Origin of the sequence: Rhodosalinus sp. 5P4 (assembly GCF_041365695.1) — a bacterium.
Taxonomy (GTDB): domain Bacteria; phylum Pseudomonadota; class Alphaproteobacteria; order Rhodobacterales; family Rhodobacteraceae; genus Rhodosalinus.
On record NZ_JBGFSJ010000004.1, the window covers coordinates 16,066 to 38,684 of the forward strand.

Below are 22,619 nucleotides of genomic sequence, written 5' to 3' on the forward strand. Positions count from 1 at the left end.
CCGCGATGCCCCCTCTGTCCTTTCGCCTGAGATCGCTATCCCTTCGGCGGATGCGGCCTGCGCATCTCTCTCCAGAGTGTCGTTGCCGGATCGGTCCTTTCGGCCTGAGAGTTTCCGGGGCGGTTGCTCCTTCGGCACCGGCGAAGAGCCGGTTCTCCCGATCCGTCGAGGGCAAGATAGCGAAGCCCCTCACGCCGGGCAAGCCCGCCGTCGCGCGTCAGCCGCGGCACCCCGCGGGCGCGAGCAACGCCTCGAGCGCGGGATTGTTGCAGACAAGCGCCTCGAGCGTGATGTCGTCCAGATGCGCGAAGAATGTCTCCACCGCATCGTTGAGCGCGATGCGAAGCCGGCAGCCCGCCACGAGCGGGCAGGTGTTGTCGGCGTCGGCGAAACACTCGGCGATCGGCACGGGCGCCTCGAGCGCGCGAAAGACCGATCCGATGCAAATCTCGCCGGCCGGCCGCGCGAGCGCCACGCCGCCGTTCCGGCCGCGCTGGGTGCGCAGATAGCCAAGCTGCGCAAGCTGGTTGATCACCTGCGCGAGGTGATTCTCGGACGCGTTGCAGCGCGTGGCGATCTCGTGCTTTGTGACCAGCCGGCCGTCATGGGTGGCGCAGTACATGAGCACGCGAACGGCGATGTTGGTGCGTTTCGTGACGCGCAAGCGGTCGCTCCCCGGACAAGATGTTTAGCAGACCGTGCCACAAAGCCGCGGCGCGGGGTTTGACATGCATCAATCGTACATCAATCTTTGCGGCCATGCAGGATGCGCCGCATTTTTTCGGCTACGGAAGCCTCGTCAACCGGGCGACCCACGCCTACCCGTCAGCGCACCGGGCGCGGGTGCAAGGATGGCGGCGGGTCTGGCGGCACGCGCGGCTGCGCCCGGTCGCCTTCCTGTCGGTGGAGCCCGCTCCCGGCGTGGAAATCGAGGGGCTGATCGCGGCCGTCCCGGGCGGCGACTGGGCGGCCCTCGACGCCCGCGAGGCCGCCTACCGCCGCGAACGCGTGACGACCGGCATCCGGCACGAGGCACCGCACAGGCCGGAGGTTGCGCTTTACCGCCTGCCCGATGGCGGCCACGCCGCGCCCAGCGCGGCGCATCCGATCCTGCTCAGCTACGTCGATGTCGTGGTCCAGGGATATCTGCGCGAATTCGGGCAGGCCGGGGCAGAGCGGTTTTTCGAGACGACCGCGGGATGGGAGGCGCCGATCCTCGACGACCGCGCCGCGCCGCGCTACCCGCGCCACCAGGGGCTGGGAGCCGACGAACGCGCCTTCGTGGATGCCATGCTGCGCGGCCTTTCGGCGCGGATACTGCCCGCGACGACCTGACTCCCGAGAGGGCGGAGCGCCGCGCCAGGAGGTGCCCCCGGGCGGCGCATGAAGGGGCCCGGGCGCGCGATCAGCGCTTGCCCCGGACCGTCTGCAGAAGCGGCATCAGGTCGGCCATCTCGGGGCCGCGCGCCCGCCCGGTCAGCGCCTTGCGCAGCGGCATGAAAAGTGCCTTGCCCTTGCGCCCCGTCTTCTCCTTCACCGCAGCCGTCCACGCGCCCCAGCTTTCGGCGGTGTAGGGCGGCGGCGGCAGAAGCTCCATGGCCTCGGCGACGAACTCCGCGTCCTCGGGCGCGATTTCGGGCTCCGCGCCGTCGCGGCACAGCGCCCACCAGTCGGCCAGTTCCTTGCGGGTGGAAATGTTCTCGCGCGCGACCGCCCAGAACTGCTCGGCCAGGTCGTCCGGCACACCGAGCGCCGTGATCTCCTCGCGCACGGTCTCGAATGGCAGCCCGTGCAGGTATCGTGCGGTGAGCGGGTAAAGATCCTCGACATCGAACTTCGTCGGCGCGGCGCCGAAGCGCGAGATGTCGAAGCCGGCCGCGATGGCGTCGAGATCGCCGCGCAGTTCCACCGCATCGGCGGAACCGAGCCGCGCGAGCAGGCTCAGAAGCGCTGCGGGCTCCACCCCCGCCGCGCGCAGGTCGCGCAGCGCGAGCGTGCCCAGCCGCTTGGACAGCGCCTCGCCCTGCGGGCCGGTGAGCAGCGAGTGATGCGCGAAACGGGGCACCTGCCCGCCCAGGGCCTCCATGATCTGGATCTGGGTCGCGGTGTTGGTGACATGGTCGGAGCCGCGCACCACGTCCGTGACGCCCATCTCGGTGTCGTCCACCACCGAGGCGAGCGTGTAGAGGACCTGCCCATCGCCCCGGATCAGAACCGGGTCCGAGACGCTGGCCGCGTCGATGGAAAGCGGGCCCAGGATGCCGTCCTCCCACTCGATCCGCTCGTGCAGGAGCTTGAAGCGCCAGTGCCCGGTGCCGCGCTCGGCCCGCAGCCTGGCCTTCTCCTCTTCGGAGAGCGCGAGCGCCGCGCGGTCGTAGACCGGCGGGCGGCCCATGTTGAGTTGCTTCTTGCGCTTGAGGTCGAGCTCCGTGGGCGTCTCGAAGCACTCGTAGAGGCGGCCCATCCCGCGCAGCCGCTCGGCGGCGGCCTCGTAGCGGTCGAGACGCGCCGATTGCCGTTCGAGCCGATCCCAGTCCAGCCCGAGCCAGGAAAGATCCTCCTTGATCGCCTCGACATACTCTTCCTTCGACCGTTCGGGATCGGTGTCGTCGATGCGCAGGATGAAGGTGCCCCCGGCCTTGCGGGCGATCAGGTGGTTCATCAGCGCCGTGCGAAGGTTGCCCACATGCAGGTAGCCCGTGGGCGACGGGGCGAAACGGGTTGTGGTCATGACGGCTCTCCTGTCGGGCGTGTCCTGTGTCACAGGGCCGGAAACTTGTCCAGCTTGCGGGGCTCCGCGCGGCTCTCCACAAGGCCTGCGCGAACTTGCACAGCGTGCGGGGCCGAATATCCTCTAGGTTCACCAGCGCCAAACCGGAGGACCCGACGATGACCGACCGCACCCTCACCCGCCGCCAAGCCCTCGCGGGCGCCGCGGCGCTTCCCCTCGCCACCGCCTCGGCCGGCCCGGCGCGCGCCTCGGCCCCGATGTTGGGCGAAGACCTGCCCGCCTTCAACCGCGTCAGGCTGGGCGAGTTCGAGGTGACGACGATCCTCGCCGGCACGCGCGCGGTGCCCGAACCGCAGGGCATCTTCGGCATGAACGTGTCGGCCGACCGCTTCGCCGAGGTCTCCCGGGCCGCGAACATCCCCACCGACGCGGCGCAGTTCTTCTTCACGCCCACGGTGGTCAACACGGGCCGCGAGCTCATCCTGTTCGACACCGGCCTCGCGCCTGCCGGCACCGTGGCCGCATTGGCGGCCGCGGGCTACGCGCCCGAGCAGGTGGATACGGTGGTCCTGACCCACATGCACGGCGACCATATCGGCGGGTTGATGGAGGGCGGCGTCGAGACCTTCCCGAACGCGCGCTACCTCGCCGGCGCGGTCGAGTTCGACGCATGGGACATGTCGGGCGACGAGGGGTTCGAGGCCAAGGTGCGCCCCCTCGCCGAGGCCGGACGGATCGCGTTTCTCGACGACGGCGCGGCGGTCGCGTCCGGCGTCACCGCCATGGCGGCCTTCGGTCACACGCCCGGACACATGACCTTCATGCTGGAAAGCGCAGGCCAGCAGCTGCTGATCGCGGCGGATTTCGCCAACCACTACGTCTGGTCGCTCGCCCATCCCGACTGGGAGGTGCTTTTCGATCGCGACAAGGAGGCGGCCGCCGCCACGCGGCGGCGCATCCTCGACATGCTGGCCACGGACAGGATTCCCTTCATCGGGTATCACATGCCCTGGCCGGGCCTCGGCTATGTCGAGACGCGGGGCGAGGGCTTCGCCTACGTTCCGCACTCCTACCAGCTGCTGCTCTGAACCGCGTATCCCGTGGGCGCACGGCCGCGCCAATAGGCCGGGCCGGGCGCCGCCGGTGTAAACGATACCCGGCGCCCGCGTGTCATGGGCGTCGCCCGGTGCAGCACGCAGGCAGGGATCGCGGCGGACCCCCGCGGCCGGCCCGTTTCCGGTGTCGGCATGCCAGTCGAAATGCCCGCCCGCCCCGGCGCTGCAGGCCGCAGCCCTGCGCGCCCCGCCGCAGCGCGCCCGTTCCACCGCGACCCGGCTGTCGCAATTTACGCAAGCCGGGACACCGGGCGCGCTTGCGCCGGGCAAGGCGCCGGGCGATTGTCCCGGTCATGGATCACGTCGCCCCCTCCGCCGAGGACATCGAACGCCTCGCACGCGCCGCCCTCGACGCGCTGCCCGAGGCGTTCCGCCCGGCCGCGCGGCAGGTGGCCCTGCGGGTCGATGAGTTCGCGCCGGACTGGATGCTTTCCGAGATGGCGATCGAGGACCCGTTCGAACTTACCGGGCTCTACGACGGCATCCCGATGACCGAGAAATCGGTGGGCGACCAACCGCACGGCCCCGATACCGTCTGGCTCTTCCGCCGCCCGATCCTCGACGAGTGGGCGGACCGCGGCGATGTCACCCTCGGCGCGCTCGTGGCGCATGTCCTGGTGCACGAGCTGGCCCACCATTTCGGCTGGTCCGACGCCGACATCGCGACGATCGACCGCTGGTGGGAATGATCGTCCGCCCCGGTCAGTCCTCGCGGCGCGCAGCGTCGCGCCAGCGGTTGACGATCGGGTAGCGGCGGTCGAGCCAGAAGGCGCGGTTCGAAAGCCGCGCGCCCGGCGCGGACTGGAAGCGTTTGTATTCCGAAAGATAGACGAGGTGTTCGACCCGCGCGGCCTCTGCGCGGTCGTGGCCCGCCGCCACGCAGTCCTCGATGGAGCCGTCCCGGTCCACCAGGATTTCGAGAAGCTCGTCGAGCCGCTCGTAGGGCGGCAGCGAATCGCTGTCCTTCTGATCCTCGGCAAGCTCGGCCGAGGGGGGCTTGGCGATCACGCGCTCGGGGATGACGGTGCCGCCCGGCCCCTTCATCCACGGGCGATGGTGGGCGTTCCGCCAGCGGCACAGATCGAAGACCCGCGTCTTGTAGAGATCCTTGATGGGATTGTAGCCGCCCGCCATGTCCCCGTAGATCGTGGCGTAGCCGACCGCGACCTCGGACTTGTTTCCGGTGGTCAGCAGCATCTCCCCGAACTTGTTCGACAGCGCCATCAGCAGCAGACCGCGCAGCCGCGACTGCACGTTCTCCTCGGTCACGTCCGGCGCGAGACCCTCGAACAGGGGCGCGAGCGCCTCGGTCACCGCGGCCCGCGGCCCCGAGATCGGCACCTCGTCGAGCCGCGCGCCGAGATTCCGCGCCACGGCGGCCGCGTCCTCCAGCGACAGCGCCGAGGTGTATTCGGAGGGCAGCATCACGCAGCGGACGTTCTCCGCGCCCACCGCGTCGGCCGCGATCACCGCGACGATGGCGCTGTCCACGCCGCCCGAGAGGCCGAGCAGAACCTTCGAGAAGCCGCTTTTCGCCAGGTAATCGCGCAGCGCCAGCACGCAGGCGTGATAGTCCTGCTCCATCGCGTCGGGAATGTGGGTGCGTCCGCCCTCTTCCGCCTGCCAGCCGTTGTCGCCGCGGCGGAAATCCACCTGCGCGATCGCCTCCTCCATCACCGGCATCTGCACCGCGAGGCGGCCGCCGGGATTGAGGACGAAGCTGCCGCCGTCGAAGACCTGGTCGTCCTGCCCGCCCACGAGGTTGAGGTAGACGAGCGGCAGCCCCGTCTCCACCACCCGCGCCACCATGTGATTGAGCCGCACGTCGCGCTTGTCGCGGTAGTAGGGCGAGCCGTTCGGCACCAGCAGGAGCTCCGCGCCCGTCTCGGCCAGCGTCTCGGCCACGTCCGGGTACCACGCGTCCTCGCAGACGGGGCTGCCGAGCCGCACCGGCCCCACCGCGTAGGGTCCGGAAATCGGGCCGGGGCGGAACGTGCGCATCTCGTCGAAGACGAGGTAGTTCGGCAGATGGTGCTTGAGCGCGACCGCCGCGATCCGGCCTTCCTTCAGCACGAACCAGGCGTTGTGCAGTTCCGCACCCTCCAGCCAGAGCCCGCCCACGCCGAGCGCGGGCCCCTCGGCGCACTCCCGCGCGAGGCGCTGCACGGTCTCGATCGCCGCGGCCTGGAACGCCGGGCGCAGGACGAGGTCCTGGGGGTTGTAGCCCGGAATGAACATCTCGGGCAGCGCCACCATGTCGGCGCCCGCGGCCTTGCCGGTCTTCCACGCCTCGCGCGCCCGCGCGGCGTTTCCGTCGAGGTCGCCGAGCGTGGGGTTGAACTGCGCGAGCGTCAGGCGGAACCTGTCGGCCATGGGTCTGTCCCCGGAATTGACGTGTCGGCCCTCACTTAGCAGATGCCGGGGCGAGGGGAAGCGGGTTGCGGCAAAAGGCGTTGTCACCCCCGGGAGGCTCCTTTACCCTTTCCCCTGACCGGTCGAAATCCGGAACGACAGGGCGGACACTTCTTATGGCAGGCAAGTCAGGCAGCAGACGCGCGCCGCTCGCCGGGGCGTTTGCCGCGGCGCTTCTGACCGCGGCGTGGGCCCCGGCGCTCCAGGCGCAGGACGGCGACGTCCGCACGAAGCAGTACGAGGACGGCGGCGTCTACGAGGGCACCTTCAAGGACGGCTTGCAGCACGGCCGCGGCACCTACCGCCTGCCGAACGGCTACGAATACACCGGCGAGTGGGTCGAGGGCGAGATCCGCGGCGAGGGCGTGGCGCGCTTTCCCAACGGCTCGGTCTACGAAGGCACCTTCGCCCGGGGCAAGCCCGACGGGGTGGGCAAGATCACCTTCGCCGACGGGTCCACCTACGAGGGCACCTGGGTGGACGGGCAGATCACCGGACAGGGCATCGCGGTCTACGCCAACGGCACCCGCTACGAAGGCGGCTTCCGCAACGCCATGCACCATGGCCGCGGAACGATGTCGAGCCCCAACGGCTACGTCTACGAAGGCGACTGGGTGAACGGCGTCAAGGAAGGCCAGGGCACGATCACCTACCCCGACGGCTCGGTCTACCAGGGCTCCATCGTGCGCGGCTCCCGGGAGGGCGTGGGCACGCTCACCACGCCCGAGGGGCTGATCTACGAAGGGCTCTGGAAAGACGGCCAGATCAACGGCGAGGGCACGCTGACCCAACCGAACGGCGACATCTACGAAGGCCAGCTGGTGAATGGCCGCCGGGAAGGCATGGGCAAGGTGACCTACGCCAACGGCGATGTCTACGAGGGCGCGTTCCAGAACGACCAGCGCCACGGCCAGGGCACCTTCACCGGCACCGACGGCTACGTCTACGAAGGCTCCTGGGTCGCGGGCCGGATCGAGGGCGAGGGCAAGGTCACCTACCCGGACGGATCGGTCTACACGGGCGACTTCCGCGAGGGGCTCGCCAATGGCGAGGGCCGCATCACCTACCCCGACGGCTCCACCTACGAGGGCGACTGGGTGGACGGCGTGATCGAGGGGGCGGGCCGCGCGACCTATCCCAACGGGCTGGTCTACGAGGGCGAATTCCAGAACGCCCGCAACCACGGCGAGGGCGTCATGACCTATGCCGACGGCTACCGCTACGAGGGCGAGTGGCGGGACGGTCAGCGCCACGGCCAGGGCACCGCGACCTATCCCGACGGGACCGTCTACGTCGGTCAGTTCGCGGATGGGCAGCGCCACGGCGAGGGCCGGATCGAGATGCCCGACGGCTTCACCTACGAGGGCAGCTGGTCGCGGGGCGAGATCGAGGGCATGGGCACCGCGCGCTATCCCCGCCGCAACGACGCAGGCGAGATCGTGGGCCACGACGTCTACGAGGGCCAGTTCGTCGACGGACGCCGCCAGGGCGAGGGAACGATGCGCTACGCCTCCGGCGAAGAGGAAAGCGGCACCTGGGTGAATGGTGCCCTGACCGACGGGGACGAGACGCAATAGCGCACCCGCGAAACGACGCGTCGCCGCGTCGAACCTGCGAGGGACATGCCATGCGAGGCTTCGGGATCTGGCTTGTGGCGGTGGCCCTCGTCATACTGGCGGGGATCGTCGTCCCCTACGGCATTCTGAGCGGGGGCGCCCCCTCTCTCGCGATCTTCGTTTTCTGGTGCGTCTTCGGCGCGGCCGTCATCGGCCTGATCGCCGCCGGTGTCGCCCGCTGGAAGCTCTGAGATGATCCCGGCCGTCGTCATCTGGCTGACCGTCGCCGCCTTCGCCGTCCTGGGCGGCGCGATCGCCTTCGCCGCCATGCGCGGAAACACCGGAACAGCCGCCAACTACTATCTCGGCGGCCGTCATTTCGGCGGCATGGTGTCGGGCCTGTCCTACGCCGCGACCACCTACTCGGCATTCATGCTGGTCGTGCTCACCGGGCTGACCTATCGCGGCGGGGTCGGCGCGCTGGGCTTCGAGCTGATCTATTTCTCGGGGCTCACGCTTCTCGTGGTCTTCGGCCCGCGCTTCTGGCTCGCGGCGCGGCGCTGGGGCTTCATCACGCCGGCCGAGATGCTCGGCGCGCGCTACGGCGACCGCAACGTGGCGCGGCTGGCGGCGGTGCTGAGCCTGCTTTTCCTGATGCCCTACTGCACGACGCAGATGGCGGGTATCGGCCTTCTGCTGTCGGGCGTGACGGGGGGCGCGATCACGCTCTTGCAGGCGATCGCGGTGGGCGCGGCGCTCGCGATCTTCTGGACGCTGGTCGCCGGGCTGCGCTCGGTCGCCTGGACCGACGCGGTGCAGGCGGCGGTGATGCTCGTCTCGGCGCTCCTCGCCGTGGGCTTCGTCGTCGCGTCGATCGGTGGCGTGGGCGTCTTCGTCGAGCGGGTCGCCGCGGAACACGGGCCCTGGCTCGACGTGCCGGGGCCGGGGTTGTGGAGCCTCGGCACCTTCCTCGCGCTTTCGATCCCGTGGTTCTTCTTTCCGCTCTCCAACCCGCAGGTCAGCCAGCGCCTCTTCGTCACCGAGGACATGCGCGCGCTGCGGCGCATGATCTTCTGGGTGCTGGGCTTCGGGCTCGTCTTCACGCTGATCGCGGTGATCTGGGGCTTCGCGGCGCTGGTGCTGGAACCGGGGCTCGACAACCCCGCCGGGGCGACCCCGGCGCTGCTGGGCTCGGGCGTGGTGCCGCTGCCGGTCAGCCTGCTGCTGATCGTCGGCATCCTCTCGGCCGCGGTCTCGACGCTCGATTCCATCGCGCTGACGCTTGGATCAATGGTGGCGCGCGACCTCATGCGCCAGGGCGAGGGACGCGATGCGCAGCAGATCCTGATCGGCCGCGTGGTCGTGGTGCTGGTGGTGCTTTTCGCGGCCGTCTTCGCGCTCAGGAACGCGCCGATCATCGACCAGCTCGCGGCGCTTTCGGCGGCCGGGCTCGTGGTCACGGTGCCCGCAACCATCGGCGCCTTCTTCTGGCGCGGCGGCACGGCGGCAGGGGTGCTGGCCTCCTTCCTGGGCGGCGCGGGGCTTGCGATCTGGCTCGTCATGGGGGCGAGCGTCAGCGTCTTCGATCCGCGCCTCGCGCTCGGCGTGATCTCGACCACGGTCGCGCTTTTCGTGGGTGTCAGCCTCGTGACGCAACCGCGCGCCGGGGCGCTCGATTTCAAGCGCGCGCTGCGCCGCGACCTCGACGACCACGGCGTCTGGTAGGTCAGACCGTCTCGCCGGCCTCCATGCGGTCGAGGAACGCCCCGGCCTCGCGCAGGACCGTCCTGCGCCGGTCCTCGTCCATCCGGTCCCATGTGCGGTACATCTGCGCCATGCGCGGGTTGCCCTCGAAGCGCTCGCGATGCCTGTCGAGGAAGTGCCAGTAAAGCAGGTTGAAGGGGCAGGCCCCCTCCCCCGTCTTGCGGCTGACCGCGTAGTCGCAGGACTTGCAGTAGTCCGACATGCGGTTGATGTAGGCGCCCGACGAGACATAGGGCTTCGAGGCGACGATGCCGCCGTCGGCGAACTGGCTCATGCCGATCACGTTGGGCGCCTCCACCCATTCGTAGGCGTCGGCATAGACGGCAAGGTACCAGTCGTGCACCTCGGCCGGATCGACGCCCGCCAGAAGCGCGAAATTGCCCGTGACCATCAGGCGCTGGATATGGTGGGCGTAGGCCTCTTCCCGCGTCTGGGCCACGCTTTGCGCGAGGCAGCGCATGTGCGTCCGCGCCCCCCAGTAGAAATCCGGCAACCGCCGGTCGTGGCCGAGCGCGTTGCGCGCGGTGTAGTCCGGACCTTCGAGGAAGTAGATGCCGCGGACGTATTCGCGCCAGCCGATGATCTGGCGAATGAACCCTTCCACCGCGTTGATGGGCGCGCGGCCGTCACGCCACGCCGCCTCCGCCGCCCGGCAGACCTCGAGCGGGGACAGCAGACCGGCATTGAGATAGGGAGAGATCACGGCATGGTAAAGGAACCGGTGCCCGTCCAGCATCGCGTCCTGGTAGTCGCCGAAGCACGGCAGGGCATGGGTCACGAAGTGATCGAGCGCGCCACGCGCCTCCTCGCGATCGGTGGCGAACCAGAACGGCCGGACATCGCCGAAATTGCTGGCGAACTCCCGCTCGACAAGGTCCAGAACCTCCTCCACGGTCGCGTCCGGGTCAAACCGCGGCGGCCCGTCGTTCGCGATCTCGTCCGGGGCGGGCTTGCGATTCTCGTGGTCGAAGTTCCACTTGTCCCCCGCGGGGGTGTCGCCTTCCATCAAGAGACCGGTCTTGCGGCGCATCTCGCGGTAGAAATACTCCATGCGCAGCGACTTGCGCCCCTCGGCCCAGCTCTCGAACTCGGCGTGAGAGGCGATGAAGCGGTCGTCCTCGCAGAGCGCGACCGGCACCGGGCAATGGCGCAGCGTCTCGATCAGCCGCCATTCGCCGGGCTCGGTGGCGAGGACCTCTGTGGCGCCGGTCTCATCGGCCCGGCGCAGCAGTTCGCCGCAGATGCTGCCGGCGTTCTCCGGGTCGTCGAGGGGCGTGTAGAGCACCCGCCAGCCCGCCCCGCGCAGCCGCTCGGCGAACTTGCGCATGGACGCGAAGAGGAAGGCGATCTTCTTGGGGTGATGGCGCACGTAGCTCGTCTCGTCGCGCACCTCGGCCATGACGACGATATCCTGCGATGGATCCGCCGCGCGCAGCGCCGCGATCTCTTCGGTCAGCTGATCCCCGAGGACGAGGACGAGACGGCTCACCACGGGATCTCCTCGAAGGCGTAATCGTAGAACCCGCCCGAATGGCGCGGCTGCAACCGCTCCACCACGTCGGCCAGCCGCTCGGCGGCGCGCTCGGGGGTGACGGTGGGATGGCCGCCGGCGTATTTCGCCGTGAGCGCCGTCTCCACGGTGCCGGGATGCAGCGCGGCGATCACGGCCTCGGGCCGGGTGCGCGCGATCTCCACCGCTGCGCCGTGAAGCATCTGGTTCAGCGCCGCCTTGGCCACGCGGTAGGAATACCAGCCGCCCATGCGGTTGTCGCCGATGGAACCCACCCGCGCCGAAAGCGCGGCGAAGACCGATCGCCCCTCGCGCGGCATCAGCCCGACGGCGTGCTTCAGCACGATCGCCGGCCCGACGCAGTTGAGCGAGAACTGGTCGATCATCGCCCGGGGGTCGAGGTGGCGAAGGCTTTTCTCGGGTCCGTGCCCGTCGAGTTCGAGGGCGCCCGTCGCCACGAAGATCAGGTCGAAGGGGCCCTCGAGCCGGGACAATCCCGCCTCGACCGAGGCCTCGTCGGTGACGTCGAACCCGTCGGCGGATCGCGACAGGCTCGTGACGTTCGCGCCGCGGCGGTCCAGCTCGGCCGCAACGCCCGCGCCGATCCCGCCCGAGGCGCCGATCACAAGTGCGTTCGAAGGTATCATGGCCGCGAAGTAACGCAGGCGCCCGCGCTGTCAATCGCGTCGCCGCCCCGGGGAGGCCGGCGCATTTCAGGGGTTTTCCCGAACGCCAAATGGCGTATAGTTCGCCCCCATGACGAGCCGGGATCATATCGCCGTTTCCCGCGTCGGTGCCGTCGCGCCGGCCCTCGGCCTTCTTCTCCTTAGCCGCCTCTGAGCGTGCCGCTCGGCGCGACCGCTCAGAGGACGCAGTGCCGCGCCGGAGAGAAGCCAAGGACAACCGAAGAGATCAAGCCATGACCGACCAGAGCACGAAAGATCGCGTGTTGATCTTCGACACGACGCTGCGCGACGGCGAGCAGAGCCCCGGCGCGACCATGACCCACGACGAGAAGCTCGAGATCGCGGATCTTCTCGACGAGATGGGCGTGGACATCATCGAGGCGGGCTTCCCGATCGCCTCCGAGGGCGACTTCCGCGCGGTGAAGGAGATCGCCGAGCGCGCGCGCAACGCGGCGATCTGCGGGCTCGCGCGGGCCAACCCGACCGACATCGACCGCTGCTGGGAGGCGGTGCGCCACGCGAAGCACCCGCGCATCCACACCTTCATCGGCACCTCGCCGCAGCACCGCGCCATCCCGAACCTCGACCAGGACCAGATGGCCGCGCGCATCCACGAGACGGTCACCCACGCGCGCAACCTCTGCGACAACGTGCAATGGTCGCCGATGGACGCGACGCGGACGGAATGGGACTATCTCAGGCGCGTGGTGGAGATCGCCATCAAGGCGGGCGCCACGACGATCAACATTCCCGACACGGTGGGCTACACCGCGCCCGTCGAATCCGCCGATCTCATCCGGCGGCTGATCGCCGAGGTGCCGGGCGCCGACGAGGTGGTCTTCGCCACCCACTGCCACAACGACCTGGGCATGGCGACGGCGAACGCCCTCGCCGCGGTCGCGGGCGGCGCGCGACAGATCGAGTGCACCATCAACGGGCTCGGGGAGCGGGCCGGGAACACCGCGCTCGAGGAGATCGTCATGGCGCTCCGTGTGCGGGGCGACATCATGCCCTACGAGACCCGCGTGGACACCACGAAGATCATGAACATCTCGCGCCGCGTGGCCGCGGTGTCGGGCTTCCCCGTGCAGTACAACAAGGCGATCGTGGGCAAGAACGCCTTCGCGCATGAATCGGGCATCCACCAGGACGGGATGCTGAAGAGCGCCGACACGTTCGAGATCATGCGCCCCGAGGATATCGGGCTCGCGGCCACCTCGCTGGTGATGGGCAAGCATTCGGGCCGCGCGGCGCTCCGCGCCAAGCTCGAGGAGCTCGGCTACAAGCTGGGCGAAAACCAGCTGAAGGACGTCTTCGTCCGTTTCAAGGACCTCGCCGACCGCAAGAAGGAGGTCTACGACGAGGACCTCATCGCGCTGATGCGCGCGGGCGAGGACGCGGCGAAGGACCATCTCGTGGTGCACTCGCTGCGGGTGGCCTGCGGCACCGGCGGGCCGGCGGAGGCCGAACTCGTGATGACGGTGGACGGCGTGGAGAAATCCGCCACGGCCCGGGGCGACGGCCCGGTGGACGCGACCTTCAAGGCGGTGCGCGAGATCTGGCCCAACGACGCGCGTCTCCAGCTCTACCAGGTTCACGCCGTGACGGAGGGGACGGACGCGCAAGCCACGGTCAGCGTGCGCCTCGAGGAGGATGGCAACATCGCCACCGGCCAGTCGGCGGATACCGACACGGTCGTGGCCTCCGCCAAGGCCTACGTCAACGCGCTGAACCGCCTGCTCGTCCGCCGGGACCGGCTGGGGCAGGACGAGAAGGAAATCAGCTACAAGGACGCGGGCTGAGGGCGCCACGCGGTCTCCGGACCGCGTGCAAGCCGCTTCGAAGCGGCTTGCAAGGGCCTTCGAAGGCCCTTGCGCTCAGCCCAGCGGCCCCGCCGTCTGCCAAAGCCGGACGCGCAGCCCGCCATGGGGAACCTGCGGGCCGGCACCGAGCGGCAGGCCGCTCGCGCGGGCGAGCGTGTCCTCGCTCGTCACCAGCGCCACCCGCCAGCCCGCGAAGCGCGCGCGCATGACCTCTCCGAACCGGCCGTAAAGCGCGCGCAGCGCGCCCATATCGCCGATCCGCCCGCCATAGGGCGGATTCGCGATGACGAGACCGGGCGCCCCCTCGGGCGGGACGAGATCGCTAATCGCCTGTCGGGCGAAGGCGCAGCGTCCGTCGACGCCCGCGCGCGCGGCGTTTTCAAGGCTCATGCGCACGGCGCCGGCGTCGCGGTCGAAGCCGTGGAAGCGCAGTGGCCCGTCGCGCGCCGCGCGCGTGGCGCGCATCGCGTCCCAGCGGGTGGGGTCGAAGCCTGCCAGCCTTTCGAAGGCGAAGGTGCGGTCGCGCCCGGGCGCGAGTCCGGCGGCGATCTCGGCGGCCTCGATCACGAAGGTGCCCGAGCCGCACATCGGGTCCACCACCGGCTCCGCGCCGTCGAACCCGGCCGCGCGGAGAAAGAGCGCCGCCAGCGTCTCGCGCAGGGGCGCCTTTCCGACCGCCTGCTTGTGCCCGCGCCGGTGCAGCGGCGATCCGGAACTGTCGAGGCTGATCTCGACAAGGTTGTTCTCGATCCGGACGAGGACGCGCAACTCCGCCTCGTCCGACACCGGAACGCCCGCGCCGCCCAGCGCCTGGGCCACGCGCTGGGCCGCGGCCTTTTCGTGGTAGATCCGCGAGCGCCGGCAGCTTGCCTCGACGCGCACCGGCGTGTCCGTGCGAAAGACCTCGCCCCAGGGGACGCGCCGTGCACGCTTGTCGAGTTGCGCAAGGTGCACCGCGGGAAACCCGACGAGCCGCACCAGGACGCGGCCCGCACCCCTGAGCTCGAGGTTGGCGCGCCAGACCTCCTGCCATCCGCCCCGCGCCAGCACGCCGCCCGCGACCGTCGCGGTCACGTCGAAGCCCTTTTCGCGCGCCTCGTCCGCGAGCACCGGTTCGAGGCCGGGCGGCGCCGCGAGAAAGATCTCGAACGGGCCGTCCGGTCGGAGGTCGTCGGCCATCGCGCGCCGCGTCAGAGCATCGCCGGCACGACGAGGTCGGGCGGGCGGTGGCCGTCGGCGTGGGTCTTGATGTTGATGATGACCTTCTCGCCCATCTCGATCCGCCCCTCGACCGTGGCCGAGCCCATATGCGGCAGAAGCACCACGTTCCTGAGCTGCCGCAGGCGCGGGTTCACGCCGGTGCCGTGCTCGTAGACGTCGAGGCCTGCTCCCGCGATCTCGCCCGCGCGCAACATCCGGGTGAGCGCGTTCTCGTCGATCACCTCGCCACGCGAGGTGTTCACGATCACCGCGTCCGGCTTCATGAGCTTCAGCCGCCGCGCGTTCATCAGATGGAAGGTGGAGGGCGTGTGCGGGCAGTTCACGCTGATGATGTCCATCCGCGCGACCATCTGGTCGAGGCTTTCCCAGTAGGTGGCGCCATGGGCGTCCTCGATCTCGGGGCGAAGGCGGCGCCGATTATGGTAATGCACCTGCATGCCGAAGGCCTGCGCGCGGCGCGCCACCGCCTGCCCGATCCGCCCCATGCCGAGGATGCCGAGGCGCCGGCCGGCGAGCCGCCCGCCCAGAAGCGCGGTCGGCGACCAGCCGCCCCATTCGCCCGACTGCATGAGCGCGAGCCCTTCGGGAATGCGCCGCGTCACGGCGAGGATCAGCGCCATGGTCATGTCGGCGGTGTCGTCGGTCATCACGCCGGGCGTGTTCGACACGAGGATCCCGCGCGAGCGCGCGGTTTCCACGTCGATATGGTCCACGCCGGCGCCGTAATTGGCGATGAGCTTCAGCCGCGGCCCGGCCTGCGCGATGAGCCGCGCGTCGATGTCGTCGACGATGGTCGGCACCAGCACGTCGGCCTCGGCCATCGCGGCGGCGAGTTCCTCTCTGCTCATGGGCGCGTCGTCCTCGCGCAGGCGCACGTCGAAGAGGTCGCGCATGCGCGCCTGCACGGGCTCCGGCAGGCGTCGCGTGACGACAACACTCAGCCGCTCAGATGTCATAGGGCGCCTCCTCTCGCTTCCCCTCGCCCGGGCTCGGTGGCACAGTGTCGAAGAAGACGCCGGGGCACAAGAACCCCGGCCGGAAAACGGCACCCGTCGCGGGTGCGGGGCAGCGGACAGGCGATGATCAGATCCTTCCGGAGGTGCGGCCGCGGCGTGGCCGCCATGGCTATCGCGGCGCTTCTTTGCGGGCTGGCGGTCGTCCCGGCCGTCGCGGCCGAGCGCGGCCCGGTCACCAATCTTCCCCTGCCGCGCTACGTCTCGCTCAAGGCGTCCGAAGGCAATGTCCGCCGCGGCCCGTCGCTGACCCATCGCATCGACTGGGTGCTCAAGCGCCGCGACATGCCGCTTATGATTACCGCCGAGCATGGCCACTGGCGCCGCGTGCAGGACCGCGAGGGCGCGGGCGGCTGGATGCACTACTCGCTGCTTTCGGGCGTGCGCACCGTCATCGTCGTGGACGACATGCTGCCGCTGACGGTCCGGCCCGAGGCCCGCGCGCCCGAGGTGGCGCGTCTCGAGGCGGGGGTGGTCGCCCGGCTCGGCGCCTGCGACCGCACCCATTGCCGGCTGAGCGCGGGCGGCCATCGCGGCTGGGCCGAGAAGGCCGCGCTGTGGGGCGTCGACCCGGACGAGATCCGCGACTGAGCCACGCGCAGCCGCGCGACGCGCCGCCCCCCGGTGCCACAACAATTTGGAATCGCTTGTCATCCGCGTGTCATCAAACGCGGTTAGCGGATGCGGCCAGAGAGCGAGGCTCTCTTCGCCCACCACTCGCAACATGTGCCCGCGCGCGGCCCGCGCGACGGGACCAGGAGAGATCACGATGACCAGCAAACCGATTGTCGCGGCCACGCTGCTTTGCACCGTCGCGGCTGCGCCGCTTTTTGCGCAGGACCGCGCTCAGGTGAATTTCTGGCACGCCATGGGCGGCCAGCTCGGCGAGATCACCGACCGCTTCGCCACCGACTTCAACGCCTCCCAGGACGCCTGCCAGGTCAATTCGATCTACAAGGGCAACTATACCGAGAACATGACCCAGGCGATCGCGGCCTTCCGCGCCGGCGAGCAGCCGCACATCGTCCAGGTCTTCGAGGTCGGCACCGCCACCATGATGGCCGCCGAGGGCAACGGCGCAGTCTACCCCGTCTACAAGCTGATGGAGGACGCGGGCGTCGCCTTCGACCAGTCCGACTACCTGCCCGCGGTGATCTCCTACTACACCGACACCGACGGCAACCTTCTGTCGCTGCCCTTCAACAGCTCCACCCCGGTGCTGTGGTACAACAAGACCGCGCTCGACGCGGCCGGCGTCGAGGTGCCGGCCACCTGGGACGAGGTGGTCGAGGTGTCGCGCGCGCTGAAGGATAACGGCGTGAAATCGCCCTTCGGTTTCGGCTGGCAGTCCTGGACGCAGATCGAGAACTATTCGGCCTGGCACGACCTGCCGATCGGCAGCGAGGAGAACGGCTTTGCCGGGCTGGGCACCGATTTCACCTTCGACAACGCGAATGTCGTCAATCACATCGACCGCATCGCCAGGATGCGCGAGGAGGGGCTTTTCGCCTATGGCGGCCGCCGCGGCGACTCGCGCTCGATGTTCGTGAACGGCGAGACCGCGCTCTGGATCAACTCGTCGGCCTATTACGGCGGCTTCGCGAGCGACATCACCGACTTCGAGTTCGGGCAAGCCATGCTGCCGCTGGACACCGCGGTCGCCGACGCGCCGCAGAACTCGATCATCGGCGGCGCGACGCTCTGGGTGCTGACCGGCCACGAAGCGCCCGAATACACCTGCACCGCGCAGTTCTTCGACTACATCTCGCAGCCCGAGCAGCAGGCCGCGTGGCACCAGGAGACGGGCTACGTCCCGATCACCACCGCCGCCTACGAGCTGAGCCGCGAACAGGGCTTCTACGAGGAGAACCCGGGCACCGACGTGGCCATCAAGCAGCTTTCGCTGAACGAGCCCACGCCCAACTCCAAGGGCCTGCGCTTCGGCAATTTCGTGCAGATCCGCGACATCATCAACGAGGAACTGGAGGCCGTCTGGTCCGGCACCAAGTCGGCCGAAGAGGCGATGGACGCCGCGGTCGAGCGGGGCAACGACCTGCTTCGCCGCTTCGAGCAGTCGAACAGCTGATCCGTTGAAACGACACCCGCCCGGTCCCGCAAGCGCGGGGCCGGGCCCCCTTGCCTTCGGAACTGCATGAAACGCGTCTTCTTCCGGTCGAGGTGGCTGCCCTACGCCTTGCTGGCGCCCCAGATCGCCATCACGCTCGTCTTCTTCTTCTGGCCGGCGCTTCGCGCCGTCGAAAGCGCGTTCTTCATCGAGGACGCCTTCGGATTCTCGCGCCAGTTCGTGTGGTTCGAGAACTACGTCCGGCTGTTCAACGATCCCGGCTATCTCAAGAGCTTTCGCACCACGCTGATCTTCGGGCTGGGCGTGACCGGCCTTGCGATGTCGATCGCACTGGCGCTCGCGGTGGCGGCCAACCGGGTGCTGCACGCGGCGACGACCTATCGCACGCTCATCATCTGGCCCTATGCCGTGGCGCCCGCGCTGGCGGGCGTGATCTGGTTCTTCCTGATGAACCCGTCGCTGGGGATCGTGGCCTACTGGCTCGACCTCGCGGGCTATGACTGGAACCACTACCAGAACGGCGACGAGGCGCTTCTGATGGTCACCGTCGCGGCGGCGTGGAAGCAGATCAGCTACAACTTCCTCTTCTTCCTCGCCGGGCTTCAGTCGATCCCGAAATCCATGCTGGAGGCCGCGGCGATCGACCGGGCGAGCCCGTGGCGCCGGTTCTGGTCGATCACCTTTCCGCTCCTGTCGCCCACCACCTTCTTCCTGCTCGTCATCAACCTGGTCTACGCGTTCTTCGACACCTTCAGCCTGATCCACGCCACCACGAGCGGCGGGCCGGCCGACGCCACCTCCATCCTGGTCTTCCGGGTCTACAACACCGGCTTCGTCGGGCAGGACTACGGCTCCTCCGCGGCGCAGTCGGTGATCCTGATGGCCCTCGTGATCGCGCTGACCGCGATCCAGTTCAGATACGTCGAACGCCGGGTGAACTACTGATGGTCGAAAACCGCCCCCTTGGCACCTTCCTGACCCACGCGGTGCTGATCGCGGGCGTGGCGTTCCTGTGCTTTCCGGTGTGGATGGCGCTCGTCGCGTCCACCCACGGTCCCGAGGCGCTGTCGCGCGCGCCGATCCCGCTGTGGTTCGGGGACCGGGGCTGGGAGAACTACCGCGCCCTGCTGACGACCGGGCTGCCCGAGGCCGGCGGCGTGCCGGTGGGGCTGATGATGGCGAACAGCCTCGTCATGGCGCTCGGCATCGCGGTGGGCAAGATCGCCATCTCGCTCACCGCGGCCTATGCCATCGTCTATTTCCGCTTCCCGTTCCGCATGGGCTTCTTCTGGATGATCTTCATCACGCTCATGCTGCCCGTCGAGGTGCGCATCCTGCCCACCTTCGACGTGATCACGCGGCTCGACATGCTCAACAGCTACCACGGGCTGATCGTGCCGCTCATCGCCTCGGCCACGGCCACCTTCCTTTTCCGGCAGTTCTTCCTGACCGTGCCTGACGAACTGGTGGAGGCCGCGCGCATCGACGGGGCGGGGCCGATGCGCTTCTTCCGCGACATCCTGCTGCCGCTCTCGCGCACGAATATCGCGGCGCTCTTCATCATCCTCTTCATCTATGGCTGGAACCAGTATCTGTGGCCGCTCATCGTGACCACGGACGAAAGCCTCTATACCGTGGTGATGGGCATCCAGCGCATGGCGAACTCGGGCGAGCAGCTGCCGGTCTGGCACTACATCATGGGCACCGCGGTGCTGGCCATGATCCCGCCCGTCCTGGTGGTGCTCGCGATGCAGCGCCTCTTCGTGAAAGGCCTTGTGGAAAGCGAGAAATAACGATGGCAACGGTGGAACTGAAGGCCCTGTCCAAGACCTACGCGGGCGGCGTGCAGGCGGTGGAGGCGGTGGACATCGCCATCCGCGACGGAGAGTTCGTCGTGCTCGTCGGGCCCTCGGGCTGCGGCAAGTCCACGATACTGCGCATGATCGCGGGGCTCGAGACGGTGACCGGCGGCGAGGTCCGGATCGGCGGCGCGCCGGTCAACCGGCTGGAGCCCGGCGAACGCGACATCGCGATGGTGTTCCAGAACTACGCGCTCTACCCGCACATGAGCGTGCGGCAGAACATGTCCTACGGGCTCAGGAATCAGGGCATGGCGAAGGACGAGATCGCCCGCCGCATCGAGGAGGCCGCGCGCACTCTGCAATTGCAGGACTACCTCGACCGCAGGCCCCGCCAGCTGTCAGGCGGGCAGCGCCAGAGGGTGGCGATGGGCCGCGCCATCGTGCGCGATCCCAAGGCGTTCCTGTTCGACGAGCCGCTCTCGAACCTCGACGCGAAGCTGAGGACCCAGCTTCGCACCGAGATCAAGGGGCTGCACCGCCGGCTCGGCGCGACCTTCATCTACGTCACCCACGACCAGGTGGAGGCGATGTCGCTCGCCGACCGGATCGTGCTGATGAACGGTGGCCGGATCGAGCAGATCGGCACCCCGATGGAACTTTACGACCGTCCGGCGAGCCGCTTCGTGGCCGAGTTCATCGGAACACCCCCGATGAACATCCTGCCCGCCGAAAGCCCCGCCGCGCAGGCGCTCGCCACGGGCTGGCGCGCGCCCGCGGAGGCGCGGTGGCTGGGCGTCCGCCCCGAGGCGCTCCAGGTCACGTCGGGGCCCGGCATGGCGGGCGAGGTCGTGCTGATCGAGGCGCTGGGCGCGGACATGCTGGCGCATGTGCTGCCCGACGGGCTGGATGCCCCGATCGTGCTGCGCGCCCATGCCATGGCCGGCCTTGCCGAGCGCGACCGGGTCTCTCTCGCCCCGGATGCCGGATCGCTCCGCGCCTTCGACGCAGACGGGCGCGCGGTAGAGCCCGCTGCCGCGGTCATGGCGCTCAACGAGTGACGCCGGGTCCGAGCTGCGGCCGCCCGTCGACGTAGCACTGCGCGACCGCACGCTCGTCGCCCATGATCTGGAGGACGAAAAGCTCCTCGACGAGGGTTTCCGCCCGCGCCATCCTGAGGCGCATCGGTTCGGTGGCGCGCGCGTCGAGGACGACGAGATCGGCCTCCATGCCCGCGGCGAGCGTCCCGATCCGATCCCCCAGCCCCATCGCCACGGCATTTCCCCGCGTCGCCCAGTGAAACGCCTCGTAGGGATGGAGCCGCTGGCCGCGAAGCGCGAGCGCCTTGTAGCCCTCCCCGAGGGTCGCGAGCATCGACCAGCTGGTGCCGCCGCCGATGTCGGTGGCGATGCCCGAGGCCACGCCCGCGCCGTGCAGCCGCGCCGCGTCGAAGAGCCCGCTGCCGAGGAAGAGGTTCGAGGTCGGGCAGAACACTGCGCGGCTCCCGGTCTCGGCCATCCGCGAAACCTCGCGCGACTCCAGGTGGATGCAGTGCCCGAGCAGCAGTTCGGGGCCGAGCAGGCCCGCCTGTTCGTAGATGTCGAGATAGTCGCGCGCCTGCGGGAAAAGCGCCCGCACGCGGGCGATCTCCGCCAGGCTTTCGGACATGTGCGTCTGGCGCAGGCAGCCGGGATGCTCGGCGGCCAGCGCGCCCGCCGCCTCGAGCTGCGCGGGCGTCGAGGTGATGGCGAAGCGCGGCGTGATCGCGTAGCCGAGCCGCCCGCGCCCGTGCCAGCGCGCGATCAGCGCCTTGCTGTCGTCGTAGGCCGATTGCGCGGTGTCGCGCACGCCCTCCGGCGCCTCGCGGTCCATCATCACCTTGCCCGCGACGAGCCGCACGCCGCGGCGCTCGGCCTCGGCGAATAGCGCCTCCACGCTCGCGGCATGGGAGGAGCCGTAGACCGCCGCGGTCGTGGTGCCGGCCGCCGCGAGCCTGTCTAGGAAGGGCCCCGCCATGGCCCGCGCGAGGTCGGGGTCGGCATAGCGCGCCTCCTCGGGGAAGGTGTAGCGCGCGAGCCAGTCCAGAAGATCCGCGCCCCAGGAGGCGACCACCTGCGACTGCGGAAAATGGATGTGCGGATCGATGAAGCCCGGAAGCACGAGATGGGGGCGGTGGTCGATCACCTCTGCGTCGGGTGCCCCCGCCGCGATCGCGGGAAAGTCCCCCGCGCCGGCGATCCGGCCCTCGCGGATCAGCAACGCGCCGTCCTCGCGGTAGTCGAGCGCCGCCTCGTCCTCCGGCCCCTCGGGGGCGCGGCGGAAGCTCAGCGTGCGGGCGCGGATCAGGCGGGCGCGCTCAGCCATCACGGTACCGGAAGACGCCGGTGGCGGTGGCGAGGCGCTCGCCGGTCTCGTCCCGCACTTCGGCCTCGGCGAAGAAGCTGCGCCGCCCGCCGCCCGTGCGCCGCGCCTCGGCGATGAGCCGCGTGCCTTTCGGGCGCGAGAGGAAGTTCACCGTCATGGACAGGGTCATCGCCATCCGAAGGTGATCGGGATCGCCCGTGTAGCACCCCGCATAGCCCATCGCCGTGTCGAGAATCGCGGCATAGACGCCGCCATGCATGTTCCCGTGCCGGTTCGTGAGAACGTCGCTCACCGGCTGTTCGAAGCGGGCGTAATCCGGCCCCCAGTCCACCATCCCGAAGCCCATATGGCGCTGGAAGGGAAACGGATCCTCGATCAGCCGCTCGTCCATGGCCGGATATCCTTTCGCTCGCTGCGTCCGCGTTTCAGGGCCTCATAGCGGGATCGCCGCGGCCATGCCAGCGGGGGGGGGGGGCGGCGCGGGTTTTCCCCGCCGCGCGATGCGCCTAGGCTCGCGCACGAGCGACCGGAGGAAATCC

General features: G+C 69.5%; 21 protein-coding genes and 1 riboswitch. Of the genes, 12 read left to right on the forward strand and 9 right to left on the reverse strand.

The features are described 5' to 3' along the window. Positions 1-81 precede the first annotated feature (81 nt). Positions 82-170: riboswitch (glycine riboswitch) on the reverse strand. Between the two features lie 47 nt (positions 171-217). Next, positions 218-664, reverse strand: coding sequence for an Rrf2 family transcriptional regulator (locus tag AB6A69_RS07950; protein ID WP_371054986.1), 447 nt, complete (start codon positions 662-664; stop codon positions 218-220). Positions 665-759: 95 nt separating this feature from the next. Between AB6A69_RS07950 and AB6A69_RS07955 the strand changes: the two genes are divergently transcribed. Next, positions 760-1,335: a gamma-glutamylcyclotransferase family protein gene (locus tag AB6A69_RS07955; RefSeq protein ID WP_371060377.1), complete on the forward strand. Its 576-nt coding sequence runs from the start codon at positions 760-762 to the stop codon at positions 1,333-1,335. A 70-nt stretch (positions 1,336-1,405) separates the two neighbouring features. Here the strand turns inward: AB6A69_RS07955 and gltX are convergent, their stop codons facing one another. Further along, entirely contained in the window at positions 1,406-2,731 is a 1,326-nt protein-coding gene (gene gltX / locus AB6A69_RS07960; protein ID WP_371060378.1) for a glutamate--tRNA ligase, read from the reverse strand. A gap of 158 nt (positions 2,732-2,889) precedes the next feature. On the opposite strand from gltX, the gene AB6A69_RS07965 reads away from it, so the two are divergent. Then, the gene (locus AB6A69_RS07965; protein WP_371060379.1) at positions 2,890-3,819 is read left to right on the forward strand and encodes an MBL fold metallo-hydrolase; all 930 of its coding nucleotides are present in this window, start codon (positions 2,890-2,892) and stop codon (positions 3,817-3,819) included. Positions 3,820-4,139: 320 nt separating this feature from the next. Next, complete coding sequence (locus AB6A69_RS07970) at positions 4,140-4,535, forward strand: metallopeptidase family protein (RefSeq protein WP_371054990.1); 396 nt, start codon at positions 4,140-4,142, stop codon at positions 4,533-4,535. Positions 4,536-4,548: 13 nt separating this feature from the next. On the opposite strand, the gene AB6A69_RS07975 is transcribed toward AB6A69_RS07970, so the two are convergent. Further along, the gene (locus AB6A69_RS07975) at positions 4,549-6,219 is read right to left on the reverse strand and encodes an NAD+ synthase (RefSeq protein WP_371060380.1); all 1,671 of its coding nucleotides are present in this window, start codon (positions 6,217-6,219) and stop codon (positions 4,549-4,551) included. Positions 6,220-6,374: 155 nt separating this feature from the next. Between AB6A69_RS07975 and AB6A69_RS07980 the strand changes: the two genes are divergently transcribed. The 3 genes from AB6A69_RS07980 to AB6A69_RS07990 are packed head-to-tail and all read left to right on the forward strand — an operon-like array spanning position 6,375 to position 9,539. After that, entirely contained in the window at positions 6,375-7,835 is a 1,461-nt protein-coding gene (locus AB6A69_RS07980; RefSeq protein ID WP_371060381.1) for a 2-isopropylmalate synthase, read from the forward strand. Positions 7,836-7,885: 50 nt separating this feature from the next. Next, positions 7,886-8,065 carry a hypothetical protein gene (locus AB6A69_RS07985; protein ID WP_371060382.1) on the forward strand — a complete coding sequence of 60 codons (180 nt, stop codon included), beginning with the start codon at positions 7,886-7,888 and terminating at the stop codon, positions 8,063-8,065. Between the two features lies 1 nt (position 8,066). Next, positions 8,067-9,539 (forward strand): sodium:solute symporter, encoded by a 1,473-nt coding sequence (locus AB6A69_RS07990; RefSeq protein ID WP_371060383.1) that lies wholly within the window; start codon positions 8,067-8,069, stop codon positions 9,537-9,539. 1 nt (position 9,540) lies between these two features. Here AB6A69_RS07990 and AB6A69_RS07995 read toward each other — a convergent pair whose 3' ends face one another. Together AB6A69_RS07995 and AB6A69_RS08000 are read right to left on the reverse strand one after the other, a co-directional pair. Further along, the gene (locus AB6A69_RS07995) at positions 9,541-11,067 is read right to left on the reverse strand and encodes a cryptochrome/photolyase family protein (RefSeq protein WP_371060384.1); all 1,527 of its coding nucleotides are present in this window, start codon (positions 11,065-11,067) and stop codon (positions 9,541-9,543) included. After that, positions 11,064-11,735, reverse strand: a complete 672-nt coding sequence (locus AB6A69_RS08000; RefSeq protein ID WP_371060385.1) for an SDR family NAD(P)-dependent oxidoreductase — start codon at positions 11,733-11,735, stop codon at positions 11,064-11,066. The genes AB6A69_RS07995 and AB6A69_RS08000 overlap by 4 nt, the downstream gene beginning before the upstream one ends. 272 nt (positions 11,736-12,007) lie before the next feature. On the opposite strand from AB6A69_RS08000, the gene AB6A69_RS08005 reads away from it, so the two are divergent. After that, on the forward strand, positions 12,008-13,576 hold the full coding sequence (locus AB6A69_RS08005; protein ID WP_371060386.1) for a 2-isopropylmalate synthase: 1,569 nt from the start codon (positions 12,008-12,010) through the stop codon (positions 13,574-13,576). Between the two features lie 75 nt (positions 13,577-13,651). On the opposite strand, the gene AB6A69_RS08010 is transcribed toward AB6A69_RS08005, so the two are convergent. Then, entirely contained in the window at positions 13,652-14,776 is a 1,125-nt protein-coding gene (locus AB6A69_RS08010; RefSeq protein WP_371060387.1) for a class I SAM-dependent RNA methyltransferase, read from the reverse strand. A gap of 11 nt (positions 14,777-14,787) precedes the next feature. After that, the gene (locus AB6A69_RS08015; RefSeq protein WP_371037368.1) at positions 14,788-15,774 is read right to left on the reverse strand and encodes a 2-hydroxyacid dehydrogenase; all 987 of its coding nucleotides are present in this window, start codon (positions 15,772-15,774) and stop codon (positions 14,788-14,790) included. Positions 15,775-15,939: 165 nt separating this feature from the next. Between AB6A69_RS08015 and AB6A69_RS08020 the strand changes: the two genes are divergently transcribed. From AB6A69_RS08020 to AB6A69_RS08040, 5 genes are all read left to right on the forward strand, one after another. Next, complete coding sequence (locus tag AB6A69_RS08020; RefSeq protein ID WP_371060388.1) at positions 15,940-16,422, forward strand: SH3 domain-containing protein; 483 nt, start codon at positions 15,940-15,942, stop codon at positions 16,420-16,422. 178 nt (positions 16,423-16,600) lie between these two features. Continuing rightward, positions 16,601-17,917, forward strand: a complete 1,317-nt coding sequence (ugpB, locus tag AB6A69_RS08025; RefSeq protein WP_371060389.1) for a sn-glycerol-3-phosphate ABC transporter substrate-binding protein UgpB — start codon at positions 16,601-16,603, stop codon at positions 17,915-17,917. 66 nt (positions 17,918-17,983) lie between these two features. After that, positions 17,984-18,862 (forward strand): sn-glycerol-3-phosphate ABC transporter permease UgpA, encoded by an 879-nt coding sequence (gene ugpA, locus AB6A69_RS08030; protein ID WP_371037371.1) that lies wholly within the window; start codon positions 17,984-17,986, stop codon positions 18,860-18,862. Continuing rightward, positions 18,862-19,710: a sn-glycerol-3-phosphate ABC transporter permease UgpE gene (ugpE, locus tag AB6A69_RS08035; protein WP_371060390.1), complete on the forward strand. Its 849-nt coding sequence runs from the start codon at positions 18,862-18,864 to the stop codon at positions 19,708-19,710. The genes ugpA and ugpE overlap by 1 nt, the downstream gene beginning before the upstream one ends. A 2-nt stretch (positions 19,711-19,712) precedes the next feature. Then, positions 19,713-20,777, forward strand: coding sequence for an ABC transporter ATP-binding protein (locus tag AB6A69_RS08040; protein WP_371060391.1), 1,065 nt, complete (start codon positions 19,713-19,715; stop codon positions 20,775-20,777). Here AB6A69_RS08040 and guaD read toward each other — a convergent pair. Next, complete coding sequence (guaD, locus tag AB6A69_RS08045) at positions 20,767-22,080, reverse strand: guanine deaminase (RefSeq protein ID WP_371060392.1); 1,314 nt, start codon at positions 22,078-22,080, stop codon at positions 20,767-20,769. The genes AB6A69_RS08040 and guaD overlap by 11 nt on opposite strands. After that, the gene (locus tag AB6A69_RS08050; protein WP_371060393.1) at positions 22,073-22,471 is read right to left on the reverse strand and encodes a PaaI family thioesterase; all 399 of its coding nucleotides are present in this window, start codon (positions 22,469-22,471) and stop codon (positions 22,073-22,075) included. Before AB6A69_RS08050 ends, guaD begins: the two co-directional genes overlap by 8 nt. Between the last annotated feature and the right edge of the window lie 148 nt (positions 22,472-22,619).

Excerpts from the sequence above, each read along its gene's own strand:
- AB6A69_RS07955 (WP_371060377.1), top strand. The coding sequence starts at position 760 with ATGCAGGATGCGCCGCATTTTTTCGGCTACGGAAGCCTCGTCAACCGG.
- gltX (WP_371060378.1), bottom strand. The coding sequence starts at position 2,731 with ATGACCACAACCCGTTTCGCCCCGTCGCCCACGGGCTACCTGCATGTG.
- AB6A69_RS07965 (WP_371060379.1), top strand. The coding sequence starts at position 2,890 with ATGACCGACCGCACCCTCACCCGCCGCCAAGCCCTCGCGGGCGCCGCG.
- AB6A69_RS07970 (WP_371054990.1), top strand. The coding sequence starts at position 4,140 with ATGGATCACGTCGCCCCCTCCGCCGAGGACATCGAACGCCTCGCACGC.
- AB6A69_RS07975 (WP_371060380.1), bottom strand. The coding sequence starts at position 6,219 with ATGGCCGACAGGTTCCGCCTGACGCTCGCGCAGTTCAACCCCACGCTC.
- AB6A69_RS07980 (WP_371060381.1), top strand. The coding sequence starts at position 6,375 with ATGGCAGGCAAGTCAGGCAGCAGACGCGCGCCGCTCGCCGGGGCGTTT.
- AB6A69_RS07985 (WP_371060382.1), top strand. The coding sequence starts at position 7,886 with ATGCGAGGCTTCGGGATCTGGCTTGTGGCGGTGGCCCTCGTCATACTG.
- AB6A69_RS07990 (WP_371060383.1), top strand. The coding sequence starts at position 8,067 with ATGATCCCGGCCGTCGTCATCTGGCTGACCGTCGCCGCCTTCGCCGTC.
- AB6A69_RS08000 (WP_371060385.1), bottom strand. The coding sequence starts at position 11,735 with ATGATACCTTCGAACGCACTTGTGATCGGCGCCTCGGGCGGGATCGGC.
- AB6A69_RS08005 (WP_371060386.1), top strand. The coding sequence starts at position 12,008 with ATGACCGACCAGAGCACGAAAGATCGCGTGTTGATCTTCGACACGACG.
- AB6A69_RS08010 (WP_371060387.1), bottom strand. The coding sequence starts at position 14,776 with ATGGCCGACGACCTCCGACCGGACGGCCCGTTCGAGATCTTTCTCGCG.
- AB6A69_RS08015 (WP_371037368.1), bottom strand. The coding sequence starts at position 15,774 with ATGACATCTGAGCGGCTGAGTGTTGTCGTCACGCGACGCCTGCCGGAG.
- AB6A69_RS08020 (WP_371060388.1), top strand. The coding sequence starts at position 15,940 with ATGGCTATCGCGGCGCTTCTTTGCGGGCTGGCGGTCGTCCCGGCCGTC.
- ugpB (WP_371060389.1), top strand. The coding sequence starts at position 16,601 with ATGACCAGCAAACCGATTGTCGCGGCCACGCTGCTTTGCACCGTCGCG.
- ugpA (WP_371037371.1), top strand. The coding sequence starts at position 17,984 with ATGAAACGCGTCTTCTTCCGGTCGAGGTGGCTGCCCTACGCCTTGCTG.
- ugpE (WP_371060390.1), top strand. The coding sequence starts at position 18,862 with ATGGTCGAAAACCGCCCCCTTGGCACCTTCCTGACCCACGCGGTGCTG.
- AB6A69_RS08040 (WP_371060391.1), top strand. The coding sequence starts at position 19,713 with ATGGCAACGGTGGAACTGAAGGCCCTGTCCAAGACCTACGCGGGCGGC.
- guaD (WP_371060392.1), bottom strand. The coding sequence starts at position 22,080 with ATGGCTGAGCGCGCCCGCCTGATCCGCGCCCGCACGCTGAGCTTCCGC.
- AB6A69_RS08050 (WP_371060393.1), bottom strand. The coding sequence starts at position 22,471 with ATGGACGAGCGGCTGATCGAGGATCCGTTTCCCTTCCAGCGCCATATG.